Source organism: Pseudomonas sp. NPDC087803 (genome assembly GCF_044742995.1).
In the GTDB taxonomy this organism is placed as follows: Bacteria; Pseudomonadota; Gammaproteobacteria; order Pseudomonadales; family Pseudomonadaceae; genus Aquipseudomonas.
The window spans coordinates 1-18,928 of the sequence record NZ_JBIUVO010000064.1 but is presented as its reverse complement, the minus strand read 5'-3'; the positions used below and the strand labels follow the sequence as shown (position 1 = coordinate 18,928).

General features: G+C 60.7%; 20 protein-coding genes and 2 pseudogenes. 7 read left to right on the top strand and 15 right to left on the bottom strand.

Annotation, left to right across the window (positions count from 1 at the left end):
• Positions 1-119 (bottom strand): annotated as a pseudogene (locus tag ACIOUG_RS22690) (HU family DNA-binding protein); the annotation flags it as partial.
• A gap of 543 nt (positions 120-662) precedes the next feature.
• Between ACIOUG_RS22690 and yejK the strand changes: the two are divergent.
• Together yejK and ACIOUG_RS22680 are read left to right on the top strand one after the other, a co-directional pair.
• Complete coding sequence (yejK, locus tag ACIOUG_RS22685; RefSeq protein WP_003221908.1) at positions 663-1,667, top strand: nucleoid-associated protein YejK; 1,005 nt, start codon at positions 663-665, stop codon at positions 1,665-1,667.
• Complete coding sequence (locus tag ACIOUG_RS22680) at positions 1,667-2,017, top strand: glutaredoxin family protein (protein WP_401068810.1); 351 nt, start codon at positions 1,667-1,669, stop codon at positions 2,015-2,017. Before yejK ends, ACIOUG_RS22680 begins: the two co-directional genes overlap by 1 nt.
• Positions 2,018-2,100: 83 nt before the next feature.
• On the opposite strand, the gene ACIOUG_RS22675 is transcribed toward ACIOUG_RS22680, so the two are convergent.
• The 9 genes from ACIOUG_RS22675 to ACIOUG_RS22635 all read right to left on the bottom strand — a co-directional run bounded on the left by ACIOUG_RS22675 (position 2,101) and on the right by ACIOUG_RS22635 (position 10,371).
• Entirely contained in the window at positions 2,101-3,036 is a 936-nt protein-coding gene (locus ACIOUG_RS22675) for a glutathione S-transferase family protein (protein ID WP_401068808.1), read from the bottom strand.
• 84 nt (positions 3,037-3,120) lie between these two features.
• Positions 3,121-3,423 (bottom strand): GIY-YIG nuclease family protein, encoded by a 303-nt coding sequence (locus tag ACIOUG_RS22670; protein WP_401068806.1) that lies wholly within the window; start codon positions 3,421-3,423, stop codon positions 3,121-3,123.
• 39 nt (positions 3,424-3,462) lie between these two features.
• Positions 3,463-3,933: a nuclear transport factor 2 family protein gene (locus ACIOUG_RS22665; RefSeq protein WP_401068804.1), complete on the bottom strand. Its 471-nt coding sequence runs from the start codon at positions 3,931-3,933 to the stop codon at positions 3,463-3,465.
• 204 nt (positions 3,934-4,137) lie between these two features.
• Positions 4,138-5,424: a CynX/NimT family MFS transporter gene (locus ACIOUG_RS22660; RefSeq protein ID WP_096795185.1), complete on the bottom strand. Its 1,287-nt coding sequence runs from the start codon at positions 5,422-5,424 to the stop codon at positions 4,138-4,140.
• The gene (locus ACIOUG_RS22655) at positions 5,414-6,073 is read right to left on the bottom strand and encodes a FadR/GntR family transcriptional regulator (protein ID WP_367083222.1); all 660 of its coding nucleotides are present in this window, start codon (positions 6,071-6,073) and stop codon (positions 5,414-5,416) included. Before ACIOUG_RS22655 ends, ACIOUG_RS22660 begins: the two co-directional genes overlap by 11 nt.
• Before the next feature lie 133 nt (positions 6,074-6,206).
• Complete coding sequence (locus tag ACIOUG_RS22650; protein ID WP_003221897.1) at positions 6,207-6,971, bottom strand: amino acid ABC transporter ATP-binding protein; 765 nt, start codon at positions 6,969-6,971, stop codon at positions 6,207-6,209.
• Positions 6,972-6,984: 13 nt separating this feature from the next.
• A complete protein-coding gene (locus ACIOUG_RS22645) occupies positions 6,985-8,082 on the bottom strand; it encodes an amino acid ABC transporter permease (RefSeq protein WP_401068802.1) in 1,098 nt (365 codons plus the stop codon).
• A 10-nt stretch (positions 8,083-8,092) separates the two neighbouring features.
• Positions 8,093-9,274 carry an amino acid ABC transporter permease gene (locus ACIOUG_RS22640; RefSeq protein WP_401068800.1) on the bottom strand — a complete coding sequence of 394 codons (1,182 nt, stop codon included), beginning with the start codon at positions 9,272-9,274 and terminating at the stop codon, positions 8,093-8,095.
• A 65-nt stretch (positions 9,275-9,339) separates the two neighbouring features.
• Positions 9,340-10,371 carry an amino acid ABC transporter substrate-binding protein gene (locus ACIOUG_RS22635; RefSeq protein WP_007965188.1) on the bottom strand — a complete coding sequence of 344 codons (1,032 nt, stop codon included), beginning with the start codon at positions 10,369-10,371 and terminating at the stop codon, positions 9,340-9,342.
• 468 nt (positions 10,372-10,839) lie between these two features.
• Here ACIOUG_RS22635 and ACIOUG_RS22630 point away from each other — a divergent pair, with 468 nt between their 5' ends.
• The 5 genes from ACIOUG_RS22630 to ACIOUG_RS22610 all read left to right on the top strand — a co-directional run bounded on the left by ACIOUG_RS22630 (position 10,840) and on the right by ACIOUG_RS22610 (position 16,128).
• Positions 10,840-11,496 (top strand): alpha/beta hydrolase, encoded by a 657-nt coding sequence (locus ACIOUG_RS22630; protein WP_401068798.1) that lies wholly within the window; start codon positions 10,840-10,842, stop codon positions 11,494-11,496.
• Positions 11,497-11,592: 96 nt separating this feature from the next.
• On the top strand, positions 11,593-13,050 hold the full coding sequence (gene rhlB, locus ACIOUG_RS22625; protein ID WP_401068796.1) for an ATP-dependent RNA helicase RhlB: 1,458 nt from the start codon (positions 11,593-11,595) through the stop codon (positions 13,048-13,050).
• A gap of 137 nt (positions 13,051-13,187) precedes the next feature.
• Positions 13,188-14,132, top strand: a complete 945-nt coding sequence (locus ACIOUG_RS22620) for an ornithine cyclodeaminase family protein (RefSeq protein WP_401068795.1) — start codon at positions 13,188-13,190, stop codon at positions 14,130-14,132.
• A 149-nt stretch (positions 14,133-14,281) separates the two neighbouring features.
• The gene (locus ACIOUG_RS22615; protein ID WP_401068793.1) at positions 14,282-15,409 is read left to right on the top strand and encodes an NAD(P)/FAD-dependent oxidoreductase; all 1,128 of its coding nucleotides are present in this window, start codon (positions 14,282-14,284) and stop codon (positions 15,407-15,409) included.
• A 92-nt stretch (positions 15,410-15,501) separates the two neighbouring features.
• Complete coding sequence (locus tag ACIOUG_RS22610) at positions 15,502-16,128, top strand: transcriptional regulator (RefSeq protein WP_007965200.1); 627 nt, start codon at positions 15,502-15,504, stop codon at positions 16,126-16,128.
• Positions 16,129-16,316: 188 nt separating this feature from the next.
• Here the strand turns inward: ACIOUG_RS22610 and ACIOUG_RS22605 are convergent, their stop codons facing one another.
• From ACIOUG_RS22605 to ACIOUG_RS22585, 5 genes and pseudogenes are all read right to left on the bottom strand, one after another.
• On the bottom strand, positions 16,317-17,093 hold the full coding sequence (locus ACIOUG_RS22605) for an ABC transporter substrate-binding protein (protein WP_401068791.1): 777 nt from the start codon (positions 17,091-17,093) through the stop codon (positions 16,317-16,319).
• A gap of 218 nt (positions 17,094-17,311) precedes the next feature.
• A complete protein-coding gene (gene moaE / locus ACIOUG_RS22600) occupies positions 17,312-17,764 on the bottom strand; it encodes a molybdopterin synthase catalytic subunit MoaE (protein ID WP_054049707.1) in 453 nt (150 codons plus the stop codon).
• A 3-nt stretch (positions 17,765-17,767) separates the two neighbouring features.
• A complete protein-coding gene (gene moaD, locus ACIOUG_RS22595; RefSeq protein ID WP_401068789.1) occupies positions 17,768-18,010 on the bottom strand; it encodes a molybdopterin converting factor subunit 1 in 243 nt (80 codons plus the stop codon).
• Positions 18,007-18,480, bottom strand: coding sequence for a cyclic pyranopterin monophosphate synthase MoaC (gene moaC, locus ACIOUG_RS22590; protein WP_401068787.1), 474 nt, complete (start codon positions 18,478-18,480; stop codon positions 18,007-18,009). The genes moaD and moaC overlap by 4 nt, the downstream gene beginning before the upstream one ends.
• 265 nt (positions 18,481-18,745) lie before the next feature.
• Positions 18,746-18,928 (bottom strand): annotated as a pseudogene (locus ACIOUG_RS22585) (PhoH family protein); the annotation flags it as partial.

Genomic DNA, 18,928 nt, shown 5'->3' with positions numbered 1-18,928 from the left:
TTTCCAGCTGATCGGCAACGATTTGGCCCAGTTGGTCCAGAGCGTTACGCGCGGTGGTTTTTCGGCGCGTCGTTAGCTTCAGCGATGTCGGCGATCAGTTGGTCTTTAGTAAGAGCCATGTAGTGTTCCTTCCCTATCAAATTCATATGGATTGCAGAGTGCAGTGTCAGCCATCGAGCCCGATCTTCTGGATCTGGCACCCTCGGCGATAACCACGACGAGTCGGGTTATAGATGCCGAAATCAGGGTTTGGTTCGACCTGACAAATGCTGAATGCACGCTTAACGCAGTGACTTCGCGTAAGACCGGGCAAAACTAGCACAGAGACGGGGAAATATCCGCCTCTAGCTACCCATTTGGTCAGGTTTATTGCTCTAAATCGGTAAAAAACTGCATAAGCACGGGCGCTTGCCCCGGTTTCAGCCCTCAAGCCCGTGATTACGCTGCCACGTACCACAATTTCCCAGCCATCCCCCCTTCATGTAGGAGCTGCCGAAGGCTGCGATCTTTTGACTTCGATTTTTTAAAAACAAGATCAAAAGATCGCAGCCTTCGGCAGCTCCTACAGGGGGACGGTTGCATCGTCCGAAGTGGAGAATCGGGTACACTGGGCGCTTTTTCGGGGGAGCCTGCCCTCCTCCCTTCCACCAGCCGAGAAGCCCATGCCGATCCGTCATTGCATCGTCCACCTGATCGACAAAAAACCCGACGGCACGCCCGCAGTTCTGCACGCTCGTGACTCCGAGCTGGCCGAGTCCGCGGCCATCGAGAACATGCTCGCCGACCTCAACGAGAGCTATAACGCCAAACAGGGCAAAGCCTGGGGCCTGTTCCATCCGGAATCCGGCGCGTTCCCGTTCAGCGGCTGGCTGAAGGAATACATGGACGGTGGCAAGGACTTCGCCGCGTTCAGCAAAGTCGCGGTCGAGCATCTGCAGAAGTTGATGGAAGAGTCGAACCTCTCGGTCGGCGGCCACGTGCTGTTCGCCCACTATCAGCAAGGCATGACCGACTACCTGGCGATCGCCCTGTTGCACCACAGCGAAGGCGTGGCGGTGACCGATGAGCTGGACGTGACCCCGTCGCGCCACCTCGACCTCGGCCAGTTGCACCTGGCGGCGCGGATCAACGTATCCGAGTGGCAGAACAACAAGCAGTCCAAGCAGTACATCTCGTTCATCAAGGGCAAGAACGGCAAGAAGGTTTCGGAATACTTCCGCGACTTCATCGGCTGCCAGGAAGGCGTCGACGGCCCGGGCGAGACGCGCACCCTGCTCAAGGCCTTCAGCGACTTCGTCGAGAGCGAAGACCTGCCGGAAGACTCCGCCCGCGAGAAAACCAAGACCCTGGTCGATTACGCCAGCAGCCAGGCCAAGCTTGGCGAACCGATGGGCCTCGAAGAGCTGTCGGAGCTGATCGACGAAGAACGGCCGAAAGCCTTCTACGACCACATTCGCAACAAGGACTACGGCCTGTCGCCGGAGATCCCGGCGGACAAACGCACGCTCAACCAGTTCCGCCGCTTCACCGGCCGCGCCGAAGGTCTGTCGATCAGCTTTGAAGCGCACCTGCTGGGTTCGAAGATCGAATACGACGAAGAGGCCGGCACCCTGATCATCAAGGGCCTGCCAACCTCGCTCACCGATCAGCTCAAGCGCCGCAACTGATGCTCGGCAATGTGCTGAAGAAGGTTGCGCTGGTTCTGCTGGTGGTGGTGGTCTATCAGAACTGGGGCAAGATCGAGCGGGTGTTCAACCCGGCGCAAATGGTCTCGGAGCAGGCACGCGCCAACGCGCATGTCGTGCTGTATTCCACCGACTGGTGCGGCTACTGCAAGCAGACCAAGCGCTTTCTCGACAGCAAGGGTATTGCGTTCCAGGAGTTCGACATCGAGAAGGACGCCGAGGCGCGCAAGGCGTATGAGGCGCTGGGCGGACGCGGGATTCCGCTGATCGACGTGAATGGCACGTTGATTCGCGGGTTCGACCCGGATGAAATCCTCGCCGCCCTGAAATAACAGCAAGATCAAAAGATCGCAGCCTGCGGCAGCTCCTACATGAGATCGGTGTAGGAGCTGCCGCAGGCTGCGATCTTTCGCTTTCAGCGGGCTTCGATGCGGAAACCAAAGCGCGGGAAGTGCACATGCACCACGCCGCCACGCGGGTCTTCGCGGCGCAGGATCAGCTCTTCGCGACCGGCAAACAGCAACTCACCCACCACCGGATCCACCCCGTAGTCGATCGCGGCAATCGCCACCTGCTGCCCGGCCTTGAAGCCATTCGGATCAACAAACTGCTCATCCGGCAGCGCCGCCGGCGTCGAACTGCGCGCCACTTCCAGCGCCTCTTCGGCAGTCATTTCGCTCGCGGCACCATGACCAAAGCCCAGCACACGCCCCAGCCACGCGGTGACAGCTGGATACTCATCGACCAGCGGTGCAGTGACGTGAGTGGCCTTGAGGAACCACAGCGGATGCGCGAGGGCGAAGTCGGCAATCGACGGCTCACCGAACAGAAAGTCGCCCTGCTCGCGCTGCAACTGCTGCTCCAGCCGCGCCATGATCGTTGGCCATTGGTGCTTGGCCTGCTCCGCCGACAGCCGCGTGGCACTGCCGCCACTGAACAAACCGGCACGGTCGGCGATGAACGCCTTGATCGCTTCCGGCGGCAACTTGCCGAAACGCACCGCCACCGATTCCGGCTGAAACACCAGACTGACCGCGTGCTGGAACACCACTGAATCGGCCCACGCAGCGAAGCTGGCGCTGGTCATTTCCTGACCTTCCGGGAAAAACGCCGGCAGGGCCTTTTCCTGCTCCAGACGACGGGCGATCAACGATGTATCGCAATAGATATCGGCGCCGATCTGCAATACCGGGGTCTTGCGGTAGCCGCCAGTCAGCGCGGTCAGATCCGGCTTGGGCATCACCGGCGAGATGTGCACCGAGCGCCAGGACAAGCCTTTGAAGCCCAACAGCAGGCGAGCCTTTTCGGCAAATGGAGAGGTCGGGTAATGATGCAGAATCAACTCGGACATGCTCGGCTCCGCCGCACAGAAAGTGAATCGGCAGCTTAGCGTGCATTTGATTAGCAGCCTACAGATCTGGCTGATGGGAACCGATCAGTCAGATTGATAAGACGCGACCAGGCATTCCTTGGCGCTCTTGCGCAGCTTCTTGATCAAACGCTCCTGACGCAACGCATCGCTCTTGTCGCGACAGCGTTCGGTGTAGACCAGCGCCATCGCCGGGCTGGACAGAAAGAAGCGCGCGCCCTTGCCGCTCTGATGCTTGGCGAAGCGGCGCAGCGGGTCGTCGCTGATCCCGCAATACAGCGAACCGTTGGCCGCGCGCACGAGGTAGACGAACCAGGACTTGCTCACTGGTTCGGCAACATCGACAGATTTTTCGCTAAGGCTGGTCACTTCGGGATCAAGACGTGTGGGAAACAGGCCGCGATCTTATCAGCGACCAGCCTGAAATGCCTTCAGCCCTTTCAACGCCTGCGCACGGACGGCGTTGCGCACCAGTGGCGTCCAGCCCAGCAGCAGGCCTTTGAAGCCCAGAGCCTGCCGCGACCAGCGCCACAGGTCGAAGTGGTCGTGGTGCTCGCAGATCTTGCCGTCACGAAAGACGAAGCGCGCCTGGATATCGTTGATCACCACGTTGCCGGTCTGGCTGAACAGGTAAGTCGCCACCCAGTGCGCGCCGCCGCTGCGCTCGTCGGCGCGAACATTGTCGAAGGTCAGGGAGAAGTCCTTGGCGCGGGTGGTGAGCATGCGCCACATGTCGCCGGCAGCGCGCCCGCGCAGTTCACCGAAAGCCGGATCACTGAACACCACATCGTCGGTGTAGCAGGCGGCCATGGCCTCGGCGTCGAGGCGCTGGAAGGCCTGGTAGAAGCGGGTGATCAACGCGGCGTGGGCTTCACTCATGGGCAAACTCCAGGAAATGGACAGATTGCCAGCACGATAAGCTGCAAACGCCGGAAACACTACCGGCATTCGCACACCGAATATCAGCAACACACAGAACCACTGTAGGAGTGAGCCTGCTCGCGATATCGGTGTACCAGTCAGCGCAATGTTGACCGACACACCGCTATCGCGAGCAGGCTCACTCCTACAAGTTGAACCGTGTCAGATTTTTTCGCTTTGCACTTGCACGTACAGCGCACGCCCGGCACCCAGCCCGGCAATGATCGCACCGGTGCCAATGATGCCGAAGATCCAGCCCACGGCATTCCAGCCGCCGGTCCAGTCATGCACCACGCCGACCGCGAACGGTCCCATCGAGGCGAGGGTGTAGCCGAAGCCCTGGGACATGCTCGACAGGTTCGCCGCCACATGCGAATCCCGCGAGCGCAGCACGATCAAGGTCAACGCCAGACTGAACGTACCGCCCTGCCCCAGCCCCAGCAGAATCGCCCAGCCCCACAGGCCTTCAATCGGTGCGTACAGGCAGCCGAACAGACCACCGAGGGTCAGGGCCATCACCACCACGATTGCCAGGCGCTGATCCTTGCCCCGCGTCGCCAGCCACGGCGCGGCCAGCGAACTGGCGAGCTGGATGATCACCGAGCCGGACAGCACCAGGCCAGCCTGGGTCGGGGTCAGCCCGCGACCGATCAGGATCGACGGCAGCCAACCGAACACGATGTACGCCAGCGACGATTGCAGGCCCATGTACAAGGTCACTTGCCAGGCCAGCGGATCGCGCAGCAGCCCGCGCACCCGATAGGCGACGTTGTGCGCGCCGTGTTTCTGCCCGACCTGCGGCAACCAGAACAGCGCCGCCACCAGCGCCGGGATCACCCAGAAACCCAGGCCCAGCGCCCAGCTGTGGTCGAAGTGCTCGCTCAACGGCACGGTCGAACCGGCGGCCATTGCCGCGCCGAGACACAGGGCCATGGTGTAGACGCCGGTCATGGTCCCGGCGTGTTTGGCGAAGTCGCGTTTGACGATGCCCGGCAGCAGCACACCGATGATGCCGATGCTCGCGCCACCGAGGACGCTGCCGGCGAACAGGCCGATCTCACCGAAGTTGCTGCGCACAATGATCCCGGCGGCCAGGGTCAGCAGAATCCCCAGCACCACCCGTTCGGCGCCGAAACGCCGCGCCAGAATCGGCGCCAGCGGCGCGAACAAACCAAGGCACAGCACCGGCAACGTGGTCAGCAACCCGGCCTGCGCGGCAGACAAGCCGAGGCTTTTCGACACTTCGCTGAGCAGCGGCGCCATGCTCGACAGTGCCGGGCGCAGGTTCAGCGCCACCAGAATCAGCCCCAACAGCAACAGCCACGGCCGGCGCACCAGCGGATGGCTTTGTTGCACTTGCTCGTCATCGGCCTCGGCGTCGATCAGCAGCTCTTCGAGTTCTGCCGTGCGCTTGGGGGTTGAGAAGTTTTTCTCGCTTTCAAGGTTCATTGATCAACTGCCTCGATATGGCTTTGGCCCGTTCCGGGTCGCGTTGTTCGACGGCATCGAGCAATTCGATGTGCAGGTCGAACACTTCCTGACGGCGCGGGACGATGTTCAGCGTCTGGCGCAATTGCGCGCCGACGATGCTGGAGAAATAGCGATACAACTCGCTGAGGGTCGGGTTGTGCGCGGCGTCCACCAGACGGCGGTGGAACACCAGATCGCAGGAAATATAAGTGTCGAGATCGCCGTGGTAGTGGCTGCCGCTGGTGCCGAGCGCTTCGCGCAGTGCGAGCAGGTCTTCATCGGTGCGGCGCAGCGCGGCCAGACCAATCGCCTCGACTTCAAGGATGTGCCGGGTCTCGCGCGCCTGCTCGAGCGAGCAACGGGACAATGCCTTGAGCGTGTCCATCGGATCGACGACCGCGCGCAGATAACTGCCGTCCCCTTGCCGGATTTCGATCAACCCGGAAAACGCCAGCACGCGCATGGCTTCACGCACGGTATTACGGCTGATGCCCAGTTCGGCACACAGCTCAGGCTCGGTCGGCAGCCGTTCGCCCACCTGCCACACGCCATCGGTTATGCGCTGGCGCAACTGATCCAGGGCCTGATCGACCAGGGATCGCTTGATCAAAGGTGAGATGTCTGTCATGAAATTCGCCCTTTCATCCAATCATAGGATGAATTTCCTGACATGGTAGTCAGGCAGCCGAATCGGCACAAGGGGCAATCGCGGGCAAAAAAACCCGGAACAGGTCCGGGTTTATTTCACTGGCTGGTTTCGATCAATGCAGGATCTGACTCAGGAACAGCTTGGTGCGGTCATTCTGCGGGTTGTCGAAGAAGTCGTTCGGCGCTGCCTGTTCGACGATTTCGCCCTTGTCCATGAAGATCACGCGATTGGCCACGGTGCGGGCGAAGCCCATTTCGTGGGTTACGCAGAGCATGGTCATGCCGTCTTCGGCGAGGCCGATCATGGTGTCCAGTACCTCTTTGACCATCTCCGGGTCGAGGGCCGAGGTCGGTTCGTCGAACAGCATGATTTTCGGTTTCATGCACAGTGCGCGGGCAATCGCCACGCGCTGTTGCTGACCGCCGGACAGTTGCCCCGGGAATTTATGCGCCTGCTCCGGAATGCGTACGCGCTCCAGATAATGCATGGCGATTTCCTCGGCCTTGCGCTTGGGCATCTTGCGCACCCACATCGGCGCCAGCGTGCAGTTCTGCAGGATGGTCAGGTGCGGGAACAGGTTGAAGTGCTGGAACACCATGCCGACTTCGCGGCGGATCGCTTCGATCTGCTTGAGGTCGTTGGTCAACTCCACGCCATCGACCACGATGCGGCCCTGCTGGTGTTCTTCCAGACGATTGAGGCAGCGAATGGTGGTCGACTTGCCGGACCCCGACGGGCCGCACAGGACGATACGCTCGCCCTGCTTGACGTTGAGGTTGATGTCTTTCAGCACGTGGAACTGGCCGTACCACTTGTTCACGCCCTGCATCTGGATAATGCCTTCAGGGCCGACAGGCTTTTTGATTGCTTCGCTCATTTACAGAGAACTCCTAACGCTTGTGGCCAGTGTCGAGCTTGCGTTCCAGATGCATGGAATAGCGCGACATACCAAAACAGAAAATCCAGAACACCAGAGCGGCGAACACGTAGCCTTCGGTGGCCATGCCCAGCCATTTCGGATCGGCAGCGGCTTGCTTGACGCTGTTGAGCAGGTCGAACAGGCCAATGATGATCACCAGGCTGGTGTCCTTGAACAGCGCAATGAAGGTGTTGACGATGCCCGGAATCACCAGCTTCAGGGCTTGCGGCAGAATCACCAGGCCCATCGCGCGCCAGTAACCGAGGCCCATCGCCGCAGCCGCTTCGTACTGACCTTTGGGGATCGCTTGCAGACCGCCGCGCACCACTTCGGCAACGTAGGCCGACTGGAACAGGATCACCCCGATCAGCGCCCGCAGCAGCTTGTCGAAGTTCATGCCTTCGGGCAGGAACAGCGGCAGCATCACCGAGGACATGAACAGCACGGTGATCAACGGCACGCCGCGCCAGAACTCGATGAAGGTCACGCAGACCACACGAATCGCCGGCATGTTCGAGCGCCGGCCCAGCGCCAGAACGATCCCCAGCGGCAAGGCGCCGGCGATACCGACCGTGGCGATGACCAGCGTCAGCATCAGACCGCCCCACTGGCTGGTCGCCACGGCGTCGAGGCCGAACACGCCGCCGTGCAGCAGGCACCAGGCGACGATCGGGTAGATCACCAGGAAGCTCAGGCCGTACACCGCTTTGCGCGGGAAGCGCGAAATGAACAGTGGCGCCACGCCGATCACCGCCAGCCACACGGTGAGGTCGACGCGCCAGCGCAGGCCGGTCGGGTAGTAGCCGTACATGAACTGGCCGAAACGCTGCTGAATGAACACCCAGCAGGCGCCGTCCTTGGTGCAGTCGGCGCGGGTGGTGCCGACCCAGTTGGCATCGAGAATCGCCCAACTGAGGATTGGAGGGACCACCAAGTAGATCAGGTAGAACGCAAACAGGGTCAGCAGGGTGTTGAGCCAGCTGGAGAACATGTTGGCGCGTATCCATGCCATCGGGCCGAAGACCTTGGCCGGCGGTGGCATGTCGGGTTTGAAAGTATGGGTTGTCATGCGCGTTTCCTCACCGCTCGATCAGCGCAATGCGCTTGTTGTACCAGTTCATCAGCAGGGAAATGCTGATACTGATCGCCAGGTACACGCTCATGGTGATGGCAATGACTTCGATCGCCTGACCGGTTTGGTTGAGCACGGTGCCGGCGAACAGCGAAACCATTTCCGGATAACCGATACCGGCGGCCAGCGACGAGTTCTTCGCCAGGTTCAGGTATTGGCTGGTCAGCGGCGGAATGATCACCCGCAGGGCTTGCGGAATGATCACCTTGCGCAGGGTCGGGCCGTTGCGCAGGCCGAGCGAACGCGCCGCTTCGGTCTGGCCATGGCTGACCGACTTGATCCCCGAACGCACGATTTCCGCGATGAACGCGGCGGTGTACACGGTCAACGCCAGGGTCAGCGCGAGCAGTTCCGGGATCAGCACCCAGCCACCGACGAAGTTGAAGCCCTTGAGTTGCGGCATTTCCCAGTGCAGCGGTGCGCCGAAGATCAGCGCACACAGGGTCGGGATTACCAGCAGGATCGCCAGGCCAGTCCAGAACTTGTGGAACGGTACGCCGGTTTCTTCAAAGCGTTTGTTGGCCCAGCGGCACATCAGCACGATGGCGACGATGGCCAGCACCACGCTGATGAAGAACGCCCAGAAGCCGTCAGCCATTTGCGCGGCCGGCATGTTCAGGCCCCGGCTGCTGACGAAGAAGGTGTCGCCGAAGTTGTGGCTGTTGCGCGGTCCCGGCATGGTCAGGAATACCGCGAAGTACCAGAACAGGATCTGCAGCAGCGGCGGAATGTTGCGGAACACTTCCACATACACGGTCGCCAGTTTGCTGATGATCCAGTTCGGCGACAGTCGCGCCACACCGATGAGGAAGCCCAGCAGGGTCGCGAGGACCACGCCGATGACGGTCACCAGCAGGGTGTTGAGCAAACCGATCACGAACACCCGGGCGTAGCTGTCCGCTTCGGTGTAGGAAATCAGGTGTTGAGCGATGCCGAACCCGGCACTGCGCTCCAGAAAGCCGAAACCGGAGGTGATGCCCCGGTGCTGCAGGTTGGTCTGGGTGTTATCGAACAGATACCAGCCCATGGCGACCACCGCCACAACGGTGATGATCTGAAACAGCCACGCACGCACTCGCGGATCGCTGAGGCTGAACCTCTGCTTTGGTGCGCCGATTGAATTTTGCATGAAGTGCCCCGGAAGAAATGGAACAGAACATCACCCGGCGGTTGGCCCGCCGGGTGATAGAACCATTAGCGCACTGGTGGTGCGTACTGAATGCCGCCGTTGGTCCACAGCGCGTTCAGGCCACGGTCGATTTCCAGCGGAGTGCTCTTGCCGAGGTTTTTCTCGAAGATTTCACCGTAGTTACCGACCTGCGAAACGATTTTCACAACCCAGTCCTTCGGCAGTTTCAGGTCCTTGCCGTATTCACCGTCAGCACCCAGCAGACGAGCGACGTCCGGGTTCTTGGTGGATTTGGCTTCTTCCAATACGTTTTTCGAGGTCACGCCGGCTTCTTCAGTGTTCAGCAGCGCGTAGCCAACCCAGCGCACGATCGCCAGCCACTCGTCGTCGCCGTTACGCACGACCGGACCCAGTGGTTCTTTGGAAATGGTTTCCGGCAGCACCACGTAGTCTTTTGGCGAGGCCAGCTTGCTGCGCTGTGCGTAGAGCTGCGACTTGTCGGAGGTCAGCACGTCGCAACGACCGGATTCCAGCGACTTGGCGCTTTCATCGGAGGTGTCGAAAGTGATCGGGGTGTACTTCAGGCCGTTGGCGCGGAAGTAGTCGGACACGTTCAGTTCGGTGGTGGTACCGGCCTGGATGCAGATGGTTGCACCGTCCAGTTCCTTGGCACTTTTCACGCCCAGCTTGTTGTTGGCCAGGAAGCCCACGCCGTCGTAGTAAGTGATGAAGCCGGGGAATTTCAGGCCCATGCCGGCGTCACGCGAGCTGGTCATGGTGGTGTTGCGCGAGAGCAGGTCGATTTCGCCGGACTGCAGCGCGGTGAAGCGCTCCTTAGCGTTCAACTGGCTGAACTTGACCTTGTTGGCGTCGCCGAATACTGCAGCGGCCACAGCGCGGCAGACGTCAGCGTCGATCCCGAGGATCTTGCCCGAAGCGTCCGGTACCGAGAAACCCGGCAGACCATCGCTCACGCCACATTGCACGAAACCTTTCTTCTGCACGGCATCCAGGGTTGCACCCGCCTGAGCGAACCCGCTGACGCCGAGTACTGCTGCAGCAGTCACGACCGCCAGAGTGGATTTCAACATCTTCATTCAAACCTCCAGTTTTGCTCTTGTTGTGTCGGAGCTTGAGTCCAGTCGCACCCTTATGAGGCGTTGTTGACCCGTGTTGGCTTTTTTTGGGGTCAACCGACGTAAGACCTTCGCTATGAGTCTAGTAGGAGAAAATCCACATCATGGACAACTCACTTCTCACCAGTCGGCCGAACGGGCTGTAGCCCTTTCACGTTCGCGTTGCCCGTAGCGGCCATTGGCGAACATCCATCACCGGATTCGTTGCAATCCCATCGCAAGACGTACACTGATAGTGTTACCGCCAGACGTAGGATGCTTCGTACAGAATCCTCCATAGCAAAGCCCGTACCACACCGTCTGCTGAAGCGATTGCGCGACAGGTCAATAGCAAAACTTGTAGCCTTGCGACATCTTGTTAACGGATCGAACGGGCGCGCACGCAAATCACGCACTCATTGAGAGCGCCCGCACATTTTTGGAGCAGCCATGACCGAGCCCCTGATTCTTGAACCCCAAAAGTCCCCAGACGCCTGCGTTATCTGGCTGCACGGCCTCGGCGCCGATCGCTATGACTTCCTGCCAGTGGCTGAAGCGCTGCAGGAAAGCCTGCTGAGCACCCGCTTCGTATTGCCGCAAGCGCCGACCCTGCCCGTCACCATCAACGGCGGTTATGCGATGCCGAGTTGGTACGACATAAAGGCCATGAGCCCGGCGCGGTCGATTGATCGTGAGCAGCTGGAAGAATCGTCAGATCGCATCGTCAAATTGATCGATGTGCAGCGCGCTGCCGGAATAGACGCTTCGCGGATTTTCCTCGCCGGGTTTTCCCAGGGGGGCGCCGTGGTGCTGCACACCGCCTACCAGAAGTGGCAAGGTCCGCTGGGTGGCGTACTTGCCCTCTCCACTTATGCCCCGACCTTTACCGACGAGATGGAGCTCTCAGCCAGTCAGCAGCGCATTCCCGCCCTTTGCTTGCACGGCCAACACGATGGCGTGGTCCTCAACGCCATGGGCCGCAGTGCTTACGAGCATTTGAACAAGCATGGTGTCACCGTGACATGGCAGGAATACCCAATGGAACACGAAGTGTTACCCGAGGAAATTCGCGACATCGGCGTCTGGCTGGGTGAGCGTCTACGCTGATTCGGCCGCTTGGCGGACCGCTTTGATCAACCCACTACGCCGCGCCCGTTTCTTGCATTACACTGGCCGGCGTACATTCCTTAACCAATTGATGAGATGACCGTGCTCGAAGCACTCAAGAAAATGTTCGGTAAAAGCGAGGCTGAGCAGCTCGCGCCAGTTCCCAGTGCGCCGTCGCACGCCCCCGGCCCTCGCAGCGATGCGCCCAAGGCCGAACGTCCGGCTGCGGTAGCGACACCCGAGCCCGAGCCGCAACCCGCCATCGCCGCCGAAGCGCCAAAACCGCCCCGGCCGCGCCGCGAACCGAAGCCCAAGGCACCGGTCATTCCCTGGAAACTCGAAGACTTCGTCGTCGAACCCCAGGAAGGCAAAACCCGCTTCCACGATTTCAAACTCGCTCCAGAACTGATGCACGCCATCCAGGATCTGGGCTTTCCATACTGCACGCCGATCCAGGCGCAGGTGCTGGGTTTCACCCTCGCCGGCAAAGACGCCATCGGCCGCGCGCAGACCGGTACCGGCAAGACCGCCGCGTTCCTGATCTCGATCATCACTCAGTTGCTGCAGACGCCACCGCCGAAAGAGCGCTACATGGGCGAACCTCGTGCGCTGATCATCGCGCCGACCCGTGAGCTGGTGGTGCAGATCGCCAAGGACGCTGCCGATCTGACCAAGTACACCGGCCTCAACGTCATGACGTTCGTTGGCGGCATGGACTTCGACAAGCAGCTCAAGCACCTCGAAGCGCGCCACTGCGACATTCTCGTCGCCACCCCGGGCCGCCTGCTCGACTTCAACCAGCGCGGCGACGTGCACCTAGACATGGTCGAAGTGATGGTGCTGGACGAAGCCGACCGCATGCTCGACATGGGTTTCATCCCGCAAGTGCGGCAGATCATTCGCCAGACCCCGCCGAAAAGCGAACGCCAGACCCTGCTGTTCTCCGCGACCTTCACCGAAGACGTGATGAACCTGGCCAAGCAATGGACCACCGATCCGGCGATCGTCGAAATCGAAATCACCAACGTGGCCAACGAAAACGTCGAGCAGCACATCTATGCGGTGGCCGCGGCTGACAAGTACAAACTGCTCTACAACCTGGTCAACGATAACGGCTGGGAGCGCGTGATCGTCTTCGCCAACCGCAAGGATGAAGTGCGCCGCATCGAAGAACGCCTGGTGCGCGACGGCATCAACGCTGCGCAATTGTCCGGCGACGTGCCACAGCACAAGCGCATCAAGACTCTGGAAGGCTTCCGCGAAGGCAAGATCCGCGTGCTGGTCGCCACCGATGTTGCCGGTCGCGGCATCCACATCGACGGCATCAGCCACGTGATCAACTTCACCCTGCCGGAAGTCCCGGACGACTACGTGCACCGCATCGGCCGTACCGGTCGCGCGGGCGCTGACGGCGTGTCGATCAGCTTCGCCGGCGAAGACGACTCCTATCAGTTGCCGTCCATCGAAGAAAAACTCGGTCGCAAGATCAGTTGCGAAACACCGCCGACGCACCTGCTGCGTGCGGTGGAGCGCAAGCGCCCGCAGCCGCAGTAAGCGACCCGAAACGCAAAAAGCGCAGCCGGCAACGGACTGCGCTTTTTTTTGCCCGGGGGATTCAACAGGTGCTTGCGATAGACAACTAAAAGTCCATAATGGACAAATTAGTTTAGATCTAGACCGCGGAGCCTGACATGTCCAGTACACCTTACGTGATCGACCAACATCAGGCCCGCGAGCTGCTGGCGCGCATCGACGTGCCGCAGATCCTGCGCAAACTGTTCCGCGACCTCGCCGCCGGCCACGCCGTGCAACCGGCGCAACAACTGGTGGAATTCCCGCAGGGTGCCGGCGACTTCATCAACTATCTGGGGGTGTTGGCCGAGGACGGCGTGTACGGGGTCAAGACCTCGCCGTACATTGTTCGCGAGCAAGGTGCACTGGTGACAGCGTGGACGCTATTGATGTCGATGAAAACCGGCCAACCGCTGCTGCTATGCGATGCAGGTGAACTGACCACCGCGCGCACGGCCGCGACCACTGCGGTGGCAATCGACGCCCTCGCCCCGCTGAATGCCACACGACTGGCGATCATCGGCAGCGGCAAGGTTGCTCAGGCGCATCTGCATTACGGGAAAGGTCTGCGCGACTGGCAGAGCATCAGCGTGTATTCGCCGAGCCTGTCTGAAGATGCTGAAACCCGTGCGCAATTGCAGGAGATATTCCGGGGGGTGCAGATCGCCGACAGCCGCGAAACCGCCGTGCACGATGCCGACGTGATCATGCTTTGCACCTCGTCCGCCGGCCCGGTGATCAATCCGGCCACCTTGAGCAAACCGGCGCTGATCACCTCGATCAGCACCAACGCGCCACGCGCGCATGAAGTGCCGCCGCAGAGCCTGGGCGACATGCAGGTGTTCTGTGACTATCGTCTGACCACGCCGGGGTCGGCCGGTGAGATGCTGATCGCGACCGAACAGCATGACTGGAGCAAGGATTTGATCGTCGGTGACCTCGCCGACCTGCTCAGCGAGAAAGTGCCGCGCCCCGTTTACGACCGTCACGTGTTTTTCCGTTCAATCGGCCTGGGCCTGGAAGACATCGCGCTGGCCAATGCGGTTTATCACCTTCATCACTGACACCACAAATTCCCTGTGGGAGCGGGCTTGCTCGCGAAGAGGCCGTGCCAGGCAACGTATTTGCCGAATGACACACCGCCTTCGCGAGCAAGCCCGCTCCCACAGGGGATCAGCCTATTTCCCAATATTGCGAGCCACTGGAGATTCACATGAGCCAGGCAGATTTCATCATCATCGGCGGCGGGATTGCCGGCGCTTCCACCGGTTTCTGGCTGTCGCCCCACGCTAAAGTGATCGTGCTCGAACGTGAGTCGCACCCGGCTTATCACTCCACCGGACGTTCCGCGGCTTTGTACTCCGCAGCCTACGGCACGCCACAGGTACGGGCGCTGACGCTGGCCAGTCGCGAGTTTTTCGACCATCCGCCGAGCGGCTTCTGTGAGCATCCATTGCTCACACCGCGTGGCGAAATGACCGTGGACTTCACCGGTGACGCCGCCGAATTGCACAACCAGTACCTCAGCGCCAAGGCCACGGTGCCAGAGATGCAACTGCTCAGCGCCGACGAAGCCTGCGCCCGTCTGCCGATTTTGCGTCGGGAGAAAGTCCACGGCGCGATCTACGACCCGACCGCCAGCGACATCGACACCGACGCCCTGCATCAGGGCTACCTGCGCGGTATCCGCCGCAACCACGGCGAGGTGCACACCGATTGCGAGGTGCTGGGCCTGACGCGCGACGCCGATGGCCTCTGGCAGGTGCAAACCAACGGTCAGACCTTCAGCGCCCCGATCATCATCAATGCCGCTGGCGCCTGGGCCGACCAGATCGGCGCACTGGCTGGCGCGCCAGCGCTGGGCCTGCAACCGAAACGCCGTGCGGCGTTCATTTTCCCCGGCCCGGAGGGCGTGGACATTCATCACTGGCCGATGCTGGTCAGCCTCGACGAATCGTTCTACATGAAGCCCGATGCCGGGATGTTCCTCGGCTCGCCGGCCAACGCCGACCCGGTCGAACCGCATGACGTGCAGCCGGAAGAACTGGACATCGCCATGGGCATCTACCAGATCGAAGAGGCCACGACCCTGACCATCCGCCGCCCGACACGCACCTGGGCCGGACTGCGCAGCTTCGTCGCCGACGGCGATCTGCTCAGCGGCTTCGATCCACAGGTGCCGGGGTTGTTCTGGGTCGCAGCGCAGGGCGGTTACGGCATCCAGACTTCACCGGCCATGGGCCAGGCCAGTGCGGCATTGGTGCGTGGGCAGGCGTTACCGGAGCCTCTGCGTCAGTTCGGCCTGAGCAGCGCCATGCTCTCCCCCTCACGGCTGCGCTGAAGACCCCTGCGGATGACGCGCTCAACGGATTGCGGCACACTCGCAGCGCCCCCGTGCACGGGGGCGCTGACGCCGCCTGGAGCTCCACAATCATGACCGCCCCCGAATTCGATCCGGCACTGGATAACTTCCGTGCCATCGCCGACGCCATCGCCACGCTGTTCTTTCCCCACGCCGAAGTGGTGCTGCACGACCTGCGCACGCAGAAGGTCGACTACATCGCCAACAACCTGTCCAAGCGCGAGATCGGCGACGATTCATCGCTTGAAGACATGCTCAGCGAGGACGTCAGCGAGCGGAACATCGGGCCTTATGAAAAATTGAATTGGGACGGCCAGAAGATTCGCAGCCTGAGCACCGTGCTGCGCGACAGTGAAGACCGGCCGCTGGCGGTGCTGTGCATCAACCTGAATATTTCGCTGTTCGAGAATGCCAAGGCTGCGCTGGACCTGTTCCTGTCGCCGAGCAAGCTGATCCCGCAACCGGATTCACTGTTTCGCGATGACTGGCAGGAACGCATCAACACCTTCCTCCACGCCTGGCTGCGCGAGCGGCAGTTGAGCCTGAATCTGCTGACCCGCGATCACAAGCGCGAACTGGTGCTGGCGCTGCACGCCGAGGGCGCGTTCAAGGGCAAGAGCGCCTCGAATTATGTGGCCAATGTGCTGAACATGGGGCGGGCGACGGTGTACAAGCATTTGAAGGAATTGAAGGGCTGAAGATCTGCATTGGCAGTCCCGGCCCCATCGCTGGCAAGCCAGCGATAGCGGTGTACAAGCATTTGAAAGAATTGAAGGGCTAGGGTCCAGCAGGTGTATTGCCTGGTCAGGCCCTTTCGGGAGCAAGCCCCCTCCCACATTGGAACGCGTTCCCCTGTGGGAGGGGGCTTGCTCCCGAAGACGGACTATCAGTCGCCGTAGATGTCGGACTTGAAATACTTCTCGGATATCTTCTGATACTCGCCACTCGCCCGAATCCCGTCGATGGCCGTGTTCAACTCGCTGACCAACTCGGTATTGCCCTTGCGCACCGCAATCCCCGCGCCCTCGCCCACGTACTTCGGATCCTTGAGCTCCGGCCCGACAAACGCATACCCCTTGCCGCGCGGCATCGACAGGAAGTCGGTCAGCGGAATGGTGTCAGCGAAAATCGCATCGAGCCGCCCGGCCGCCAGGTCCATGTAGATTTCTTCGTTGTTGCTGTAGCGCTTGACGTTGATGCCCTTGGGTTCGAAGACCTCGGTGGCATAACGGTCGGTGGTGGTGGCGCGCTGTACGCCGACGTTCTTGCCCTTGAGGCTGGCGTACTGGTCATCGACCGTGGCGCCGTCTTTCATCACCAGTCGCGAGGAAGTGAAGTAGTACTTGTGGGTGAAATCCACCGACTTCTTGCGGTCTTCGTTGATGGTCATCGACGACAGCGCCATGTCGATTTTCTTCACTTTCAGCGAAGGAATCAGGCCATCGAACTCACCCTCGACCCACACGCACTTGACCTTCATCTGCGCACACAGGGCGTTGCCGATGTCGTAGTCGAAACCGACGATTTCACCTTTGTCGGTTTTCGAGGCGAACGGTGGATAAGCGGCTTCGATACCGATGCGCAGGGTTTGCTCGGCAGCGAATGAGCTGGTGCATGCCAACAGGCTCAGGGCCAGACCGGTAATCAGGGGGAGTTTCTTCATGTTGGTTCTCTCGCGGGTTGTTGTTGGTTTGGCAAGACAGAAGAAAAGAGCGGAAATGTTTTTTTGTACTTATAAATCCATACTGGACTTTTATGTTTAACCCGTCAATCGGTGGAAAAAGCAAAAAGATCGCAGCCTTCGGCAGCTCCTACAGGGGGTACGCCGACCCAATGTAGGAGCTGCCGAAGGCTGCGATCTTTTTGCTGACAATGCAGAGATTACTTCTTCCAGCGATCCGCGGCGGCATGATCACTGTCACGCCCTTCGACCCAACGCGGGCCGTCGCTGGTGTTTTCTTTCTTCCAGAACGGCGCACGGGTTTTCAGGTAATCCATGACGAAGGCGCAGGCGTCGAACGCTGCCTGGCGATGAGCGCTGGCCGCGCCGACAAACACGATCGGTTCGCCCGGCTCCAACGCGCCGATGCGGTGCAGCACTTCCAGCTTCAGCAGCGGCCAGCGCTGCTCGGCTTCGAGGGCGATCTTGCCGAGGGCTTTTTCGGTCATGCCCGGATAATGCTCAAGGAACATCCCGGCCACATCCAGCCCGTCATTGAAATCGCGCACGTAGCCGACAAAACTCACCACCGCGCCGACACCGACATTCGCCGCGTGCATCGCGTTGACTTCAGCGCCGGGATCGAACGCCGTGGACTGCACCCGAATCGCCATGCCTCAGCCTCCGGTCACAGTGGGGAAAAACGCCACTTCGTCGCCATCGCTCACCGGCTCGTCGAGCTGGCACAGGTCTTCGTTGCGTGCGCACATCAGGTTCTGTTCGCTCAGCACTGCGGCGCCATCGCGTTGCGCGAGCAGCGCACGCACAGCGTCGACCGTGGCGAAATCGCCTTCGACCTCAACCGAGTCCACGCCCAGCGCTTCACGATAACGGGCAAAGAATTTAACCGTCAGCTTCATGGCTGCTCCGCCTGGAAATGCCCGCTCTTGCCGCCGACCTTCTCCAGCAGACGCACGCTTTCGATGACCATGCCGCGATCAACGGCTTTGCACATGTCGTAGATGGTCAGGGCGGCGACGCTAGCAGCGGTCAGTGCTTCCATTTCCACGCCGGTCTGCCCGGACAGCTTGCAGCGGGCGACGATGCGCACGCTGTCTTCACCTTCGGCGCTGAGTTCGACCTTGACCCCGGTCAGCATCAGCGGATGGCACAGCGGAATCAGATCGCTGGTTTTCTTCGCCGCCTGAATGCCGGCAATGCGCGCCACGGCAAACACGTCGCCCTTGGGATGGCCGCCGCTGACGATCATCTGCAGGGTTTCGGGGAGCATGCGCACCAGCGCCTGGGCGGTCGCCTCACGGAACGTCACGGCTTTTTCGGTGACGTCGACCATGTTGGCGCGACCTTGGGAATCGAGATGAGTCAGCACGGGATTACTCCTGATCAGGAGCGTGGATTGTAAACCTGCGGGTCAAATTTCCGCACGCTTGATTATCACTGGCCCTCTGTAGGAGCTGCCGCAGGCTGCGATCCTTTGACTTTGATTTTTAAAAACAAGATCAAAAGATCGCAGCCTTCGGCAGCTCCTACAGTGGATCAGTGGTGTTCATCAGGCAGGCATCAAATAAAGGGATTTATGGTTCAGGCATAAAAAAACCGGGCGGCTTTTGGGCCGCCCGGTTTTGTTGCGAGGGTTACAGATGCGATTCGGCGTATTCGGCCAGGATCGAGCGTGGCACCCCTTGCAGGGTGATGTGCACACCGTTGGGGAAATCCTTGAAGCGTTCGGTCAGGTAAGTCAGCCCGGAGCTGGTCGCGGACAGGTAAGGGGTGTCGATCTGTGCCAGGTTGCCCAGGCACACCACTTTGGAACCGGC

Excerpts from the sequence above, each read along its gene's own strand:
- yejK (WP_003221908.1), top strand. The coding sequence starts at position 663 with ATGCCGATCCGTCATTGCATCGTCCACCTGATCGACAAAAAACCCGAC.
- ACIOUG_RS22680 (WP_401068810.1), top strand. The coding sequence starts at position 1,667 with ATGCTCGGCAATGTGCTGAAGAAGGTTGCGCTGGTTCTGCTGGTGGTG.
- ACIOUG_RS22675 (WP_401068808.1), bottom strand. The coding sequence starts at position 3,036 with ATGTCCGAGTTGATTCTGCATCATTACCCGACCTCTCCATTTGCCGAA.
- ACIOUG_RS22665 (WP_401068804.1), bottom strand. The coding sequence starts at position 3,933 with ATGAGTGAAGCCCACGCCGCGTTGATCACCCGCTTCTACCAGGCCTTC.
- ACIOUG_RS22660 (WP_096795185.1), bottom strand. The coding sequence starts at position 5,424 with ATGAACCTTGAAAGCGAGAAAAACTTCTCAACCCCCAAGCGCACGGCA.
- ACIOUG_RS22655 (WP_367083222.1), bottom strand. The coding sequence starts at position 6,073 with ATGACAGACATCTCACCTTTGATCAAGCGATCCCTGGTCGATCAGGCC.
- ACIOUG_RS22650 (WP_003221897.1), bottom strand. The coding sequence starts at position 6,971 with ATGAGCGAAGCAATCAAAAAGCCTGTCGGCCCTGAAGGCATTATCCAG.
- ACIOUG_RS22645 (WP_401068802.1), bottom strand. The coding sequence starts at position 8,082 with ATGACAACCCATACTTTCAAACCCGACATGCCACCGCCGGCCAAGGTC.
- ACIOUG_RS22640 (WP_401068800.1), bottom strand. The coding sequence starts at position 9,274 with ATGCAAAATTCAATCGGCGCACCAAAGCAGAGGTTCAGCCTCAGCGAT.
- ACIOUG_RS22635 (WP_007965188.1), bottom strand. The coding sequence starts at position 10,371 with ATGAAGATGTTGAAATCCACTCTGGCGGTCGTGACTGCTGCAGCAGTA.
- ACIOUG_RS22630 (WP_401068798.1), top strand. The coding sequence starts at position 10,840 with ATGACCGAGCCCCTGATTCTTGAACCCCAAAAGTCCCCAGACGCCTGC.
- rhlB (WP_401068796.1), top strand. The coding sequence starts at position 11,593 with ATGACCGTGCTCGAAGCACTCAAGAAAATGTTCGGTAAAAGCGAGGCT.
- ACIOUG_RS22620 (WP_401068795.1), top strand. The coding sequence starts at position 13,188 with ATGTCCAGTACACCTTACGTGATCGACCAACATCAGGCCCGCGAGCTG.
- ACIOUG_RS22615 (WP_401068793.1), top strand. The coding sequence starts at position 14,282 with ATGAGCCAGGCAGATTTCATCATCATCGGCGGCGGGATTGCCGGCGCT.
- ACIOUG_RS22610 (WP_007965200.1), top strand. The coding sequence starts at position 15,502 with ATGACCGCCCCCGAATTCGATCCGGCACTGGATAACTTCCGTGCCATC.
- ACIOUG_RS22605 (WP_401068791.1), bottom strand. The coding sequence starts at position 17,093 with ATGAAGAAACTCCCCCTGATTACCGGTCTGGCCCTGAGCCTGTTGGCA.
- moaE (WP_054049707.1), bottom strand. The coding sequence starts at position 17,764 with ATGGCGATTCGGGTGCAGTCCACGGCGTTCGATCCCGGCGCTGAAGTC.
- moaD (WP_401068789.1), bottom strand. The coding sequence starts at position 18,010 with ATGAAGCTGACGGTTAAATTCTTTGCCCGTTATCGTGAAGCGCTGGGC.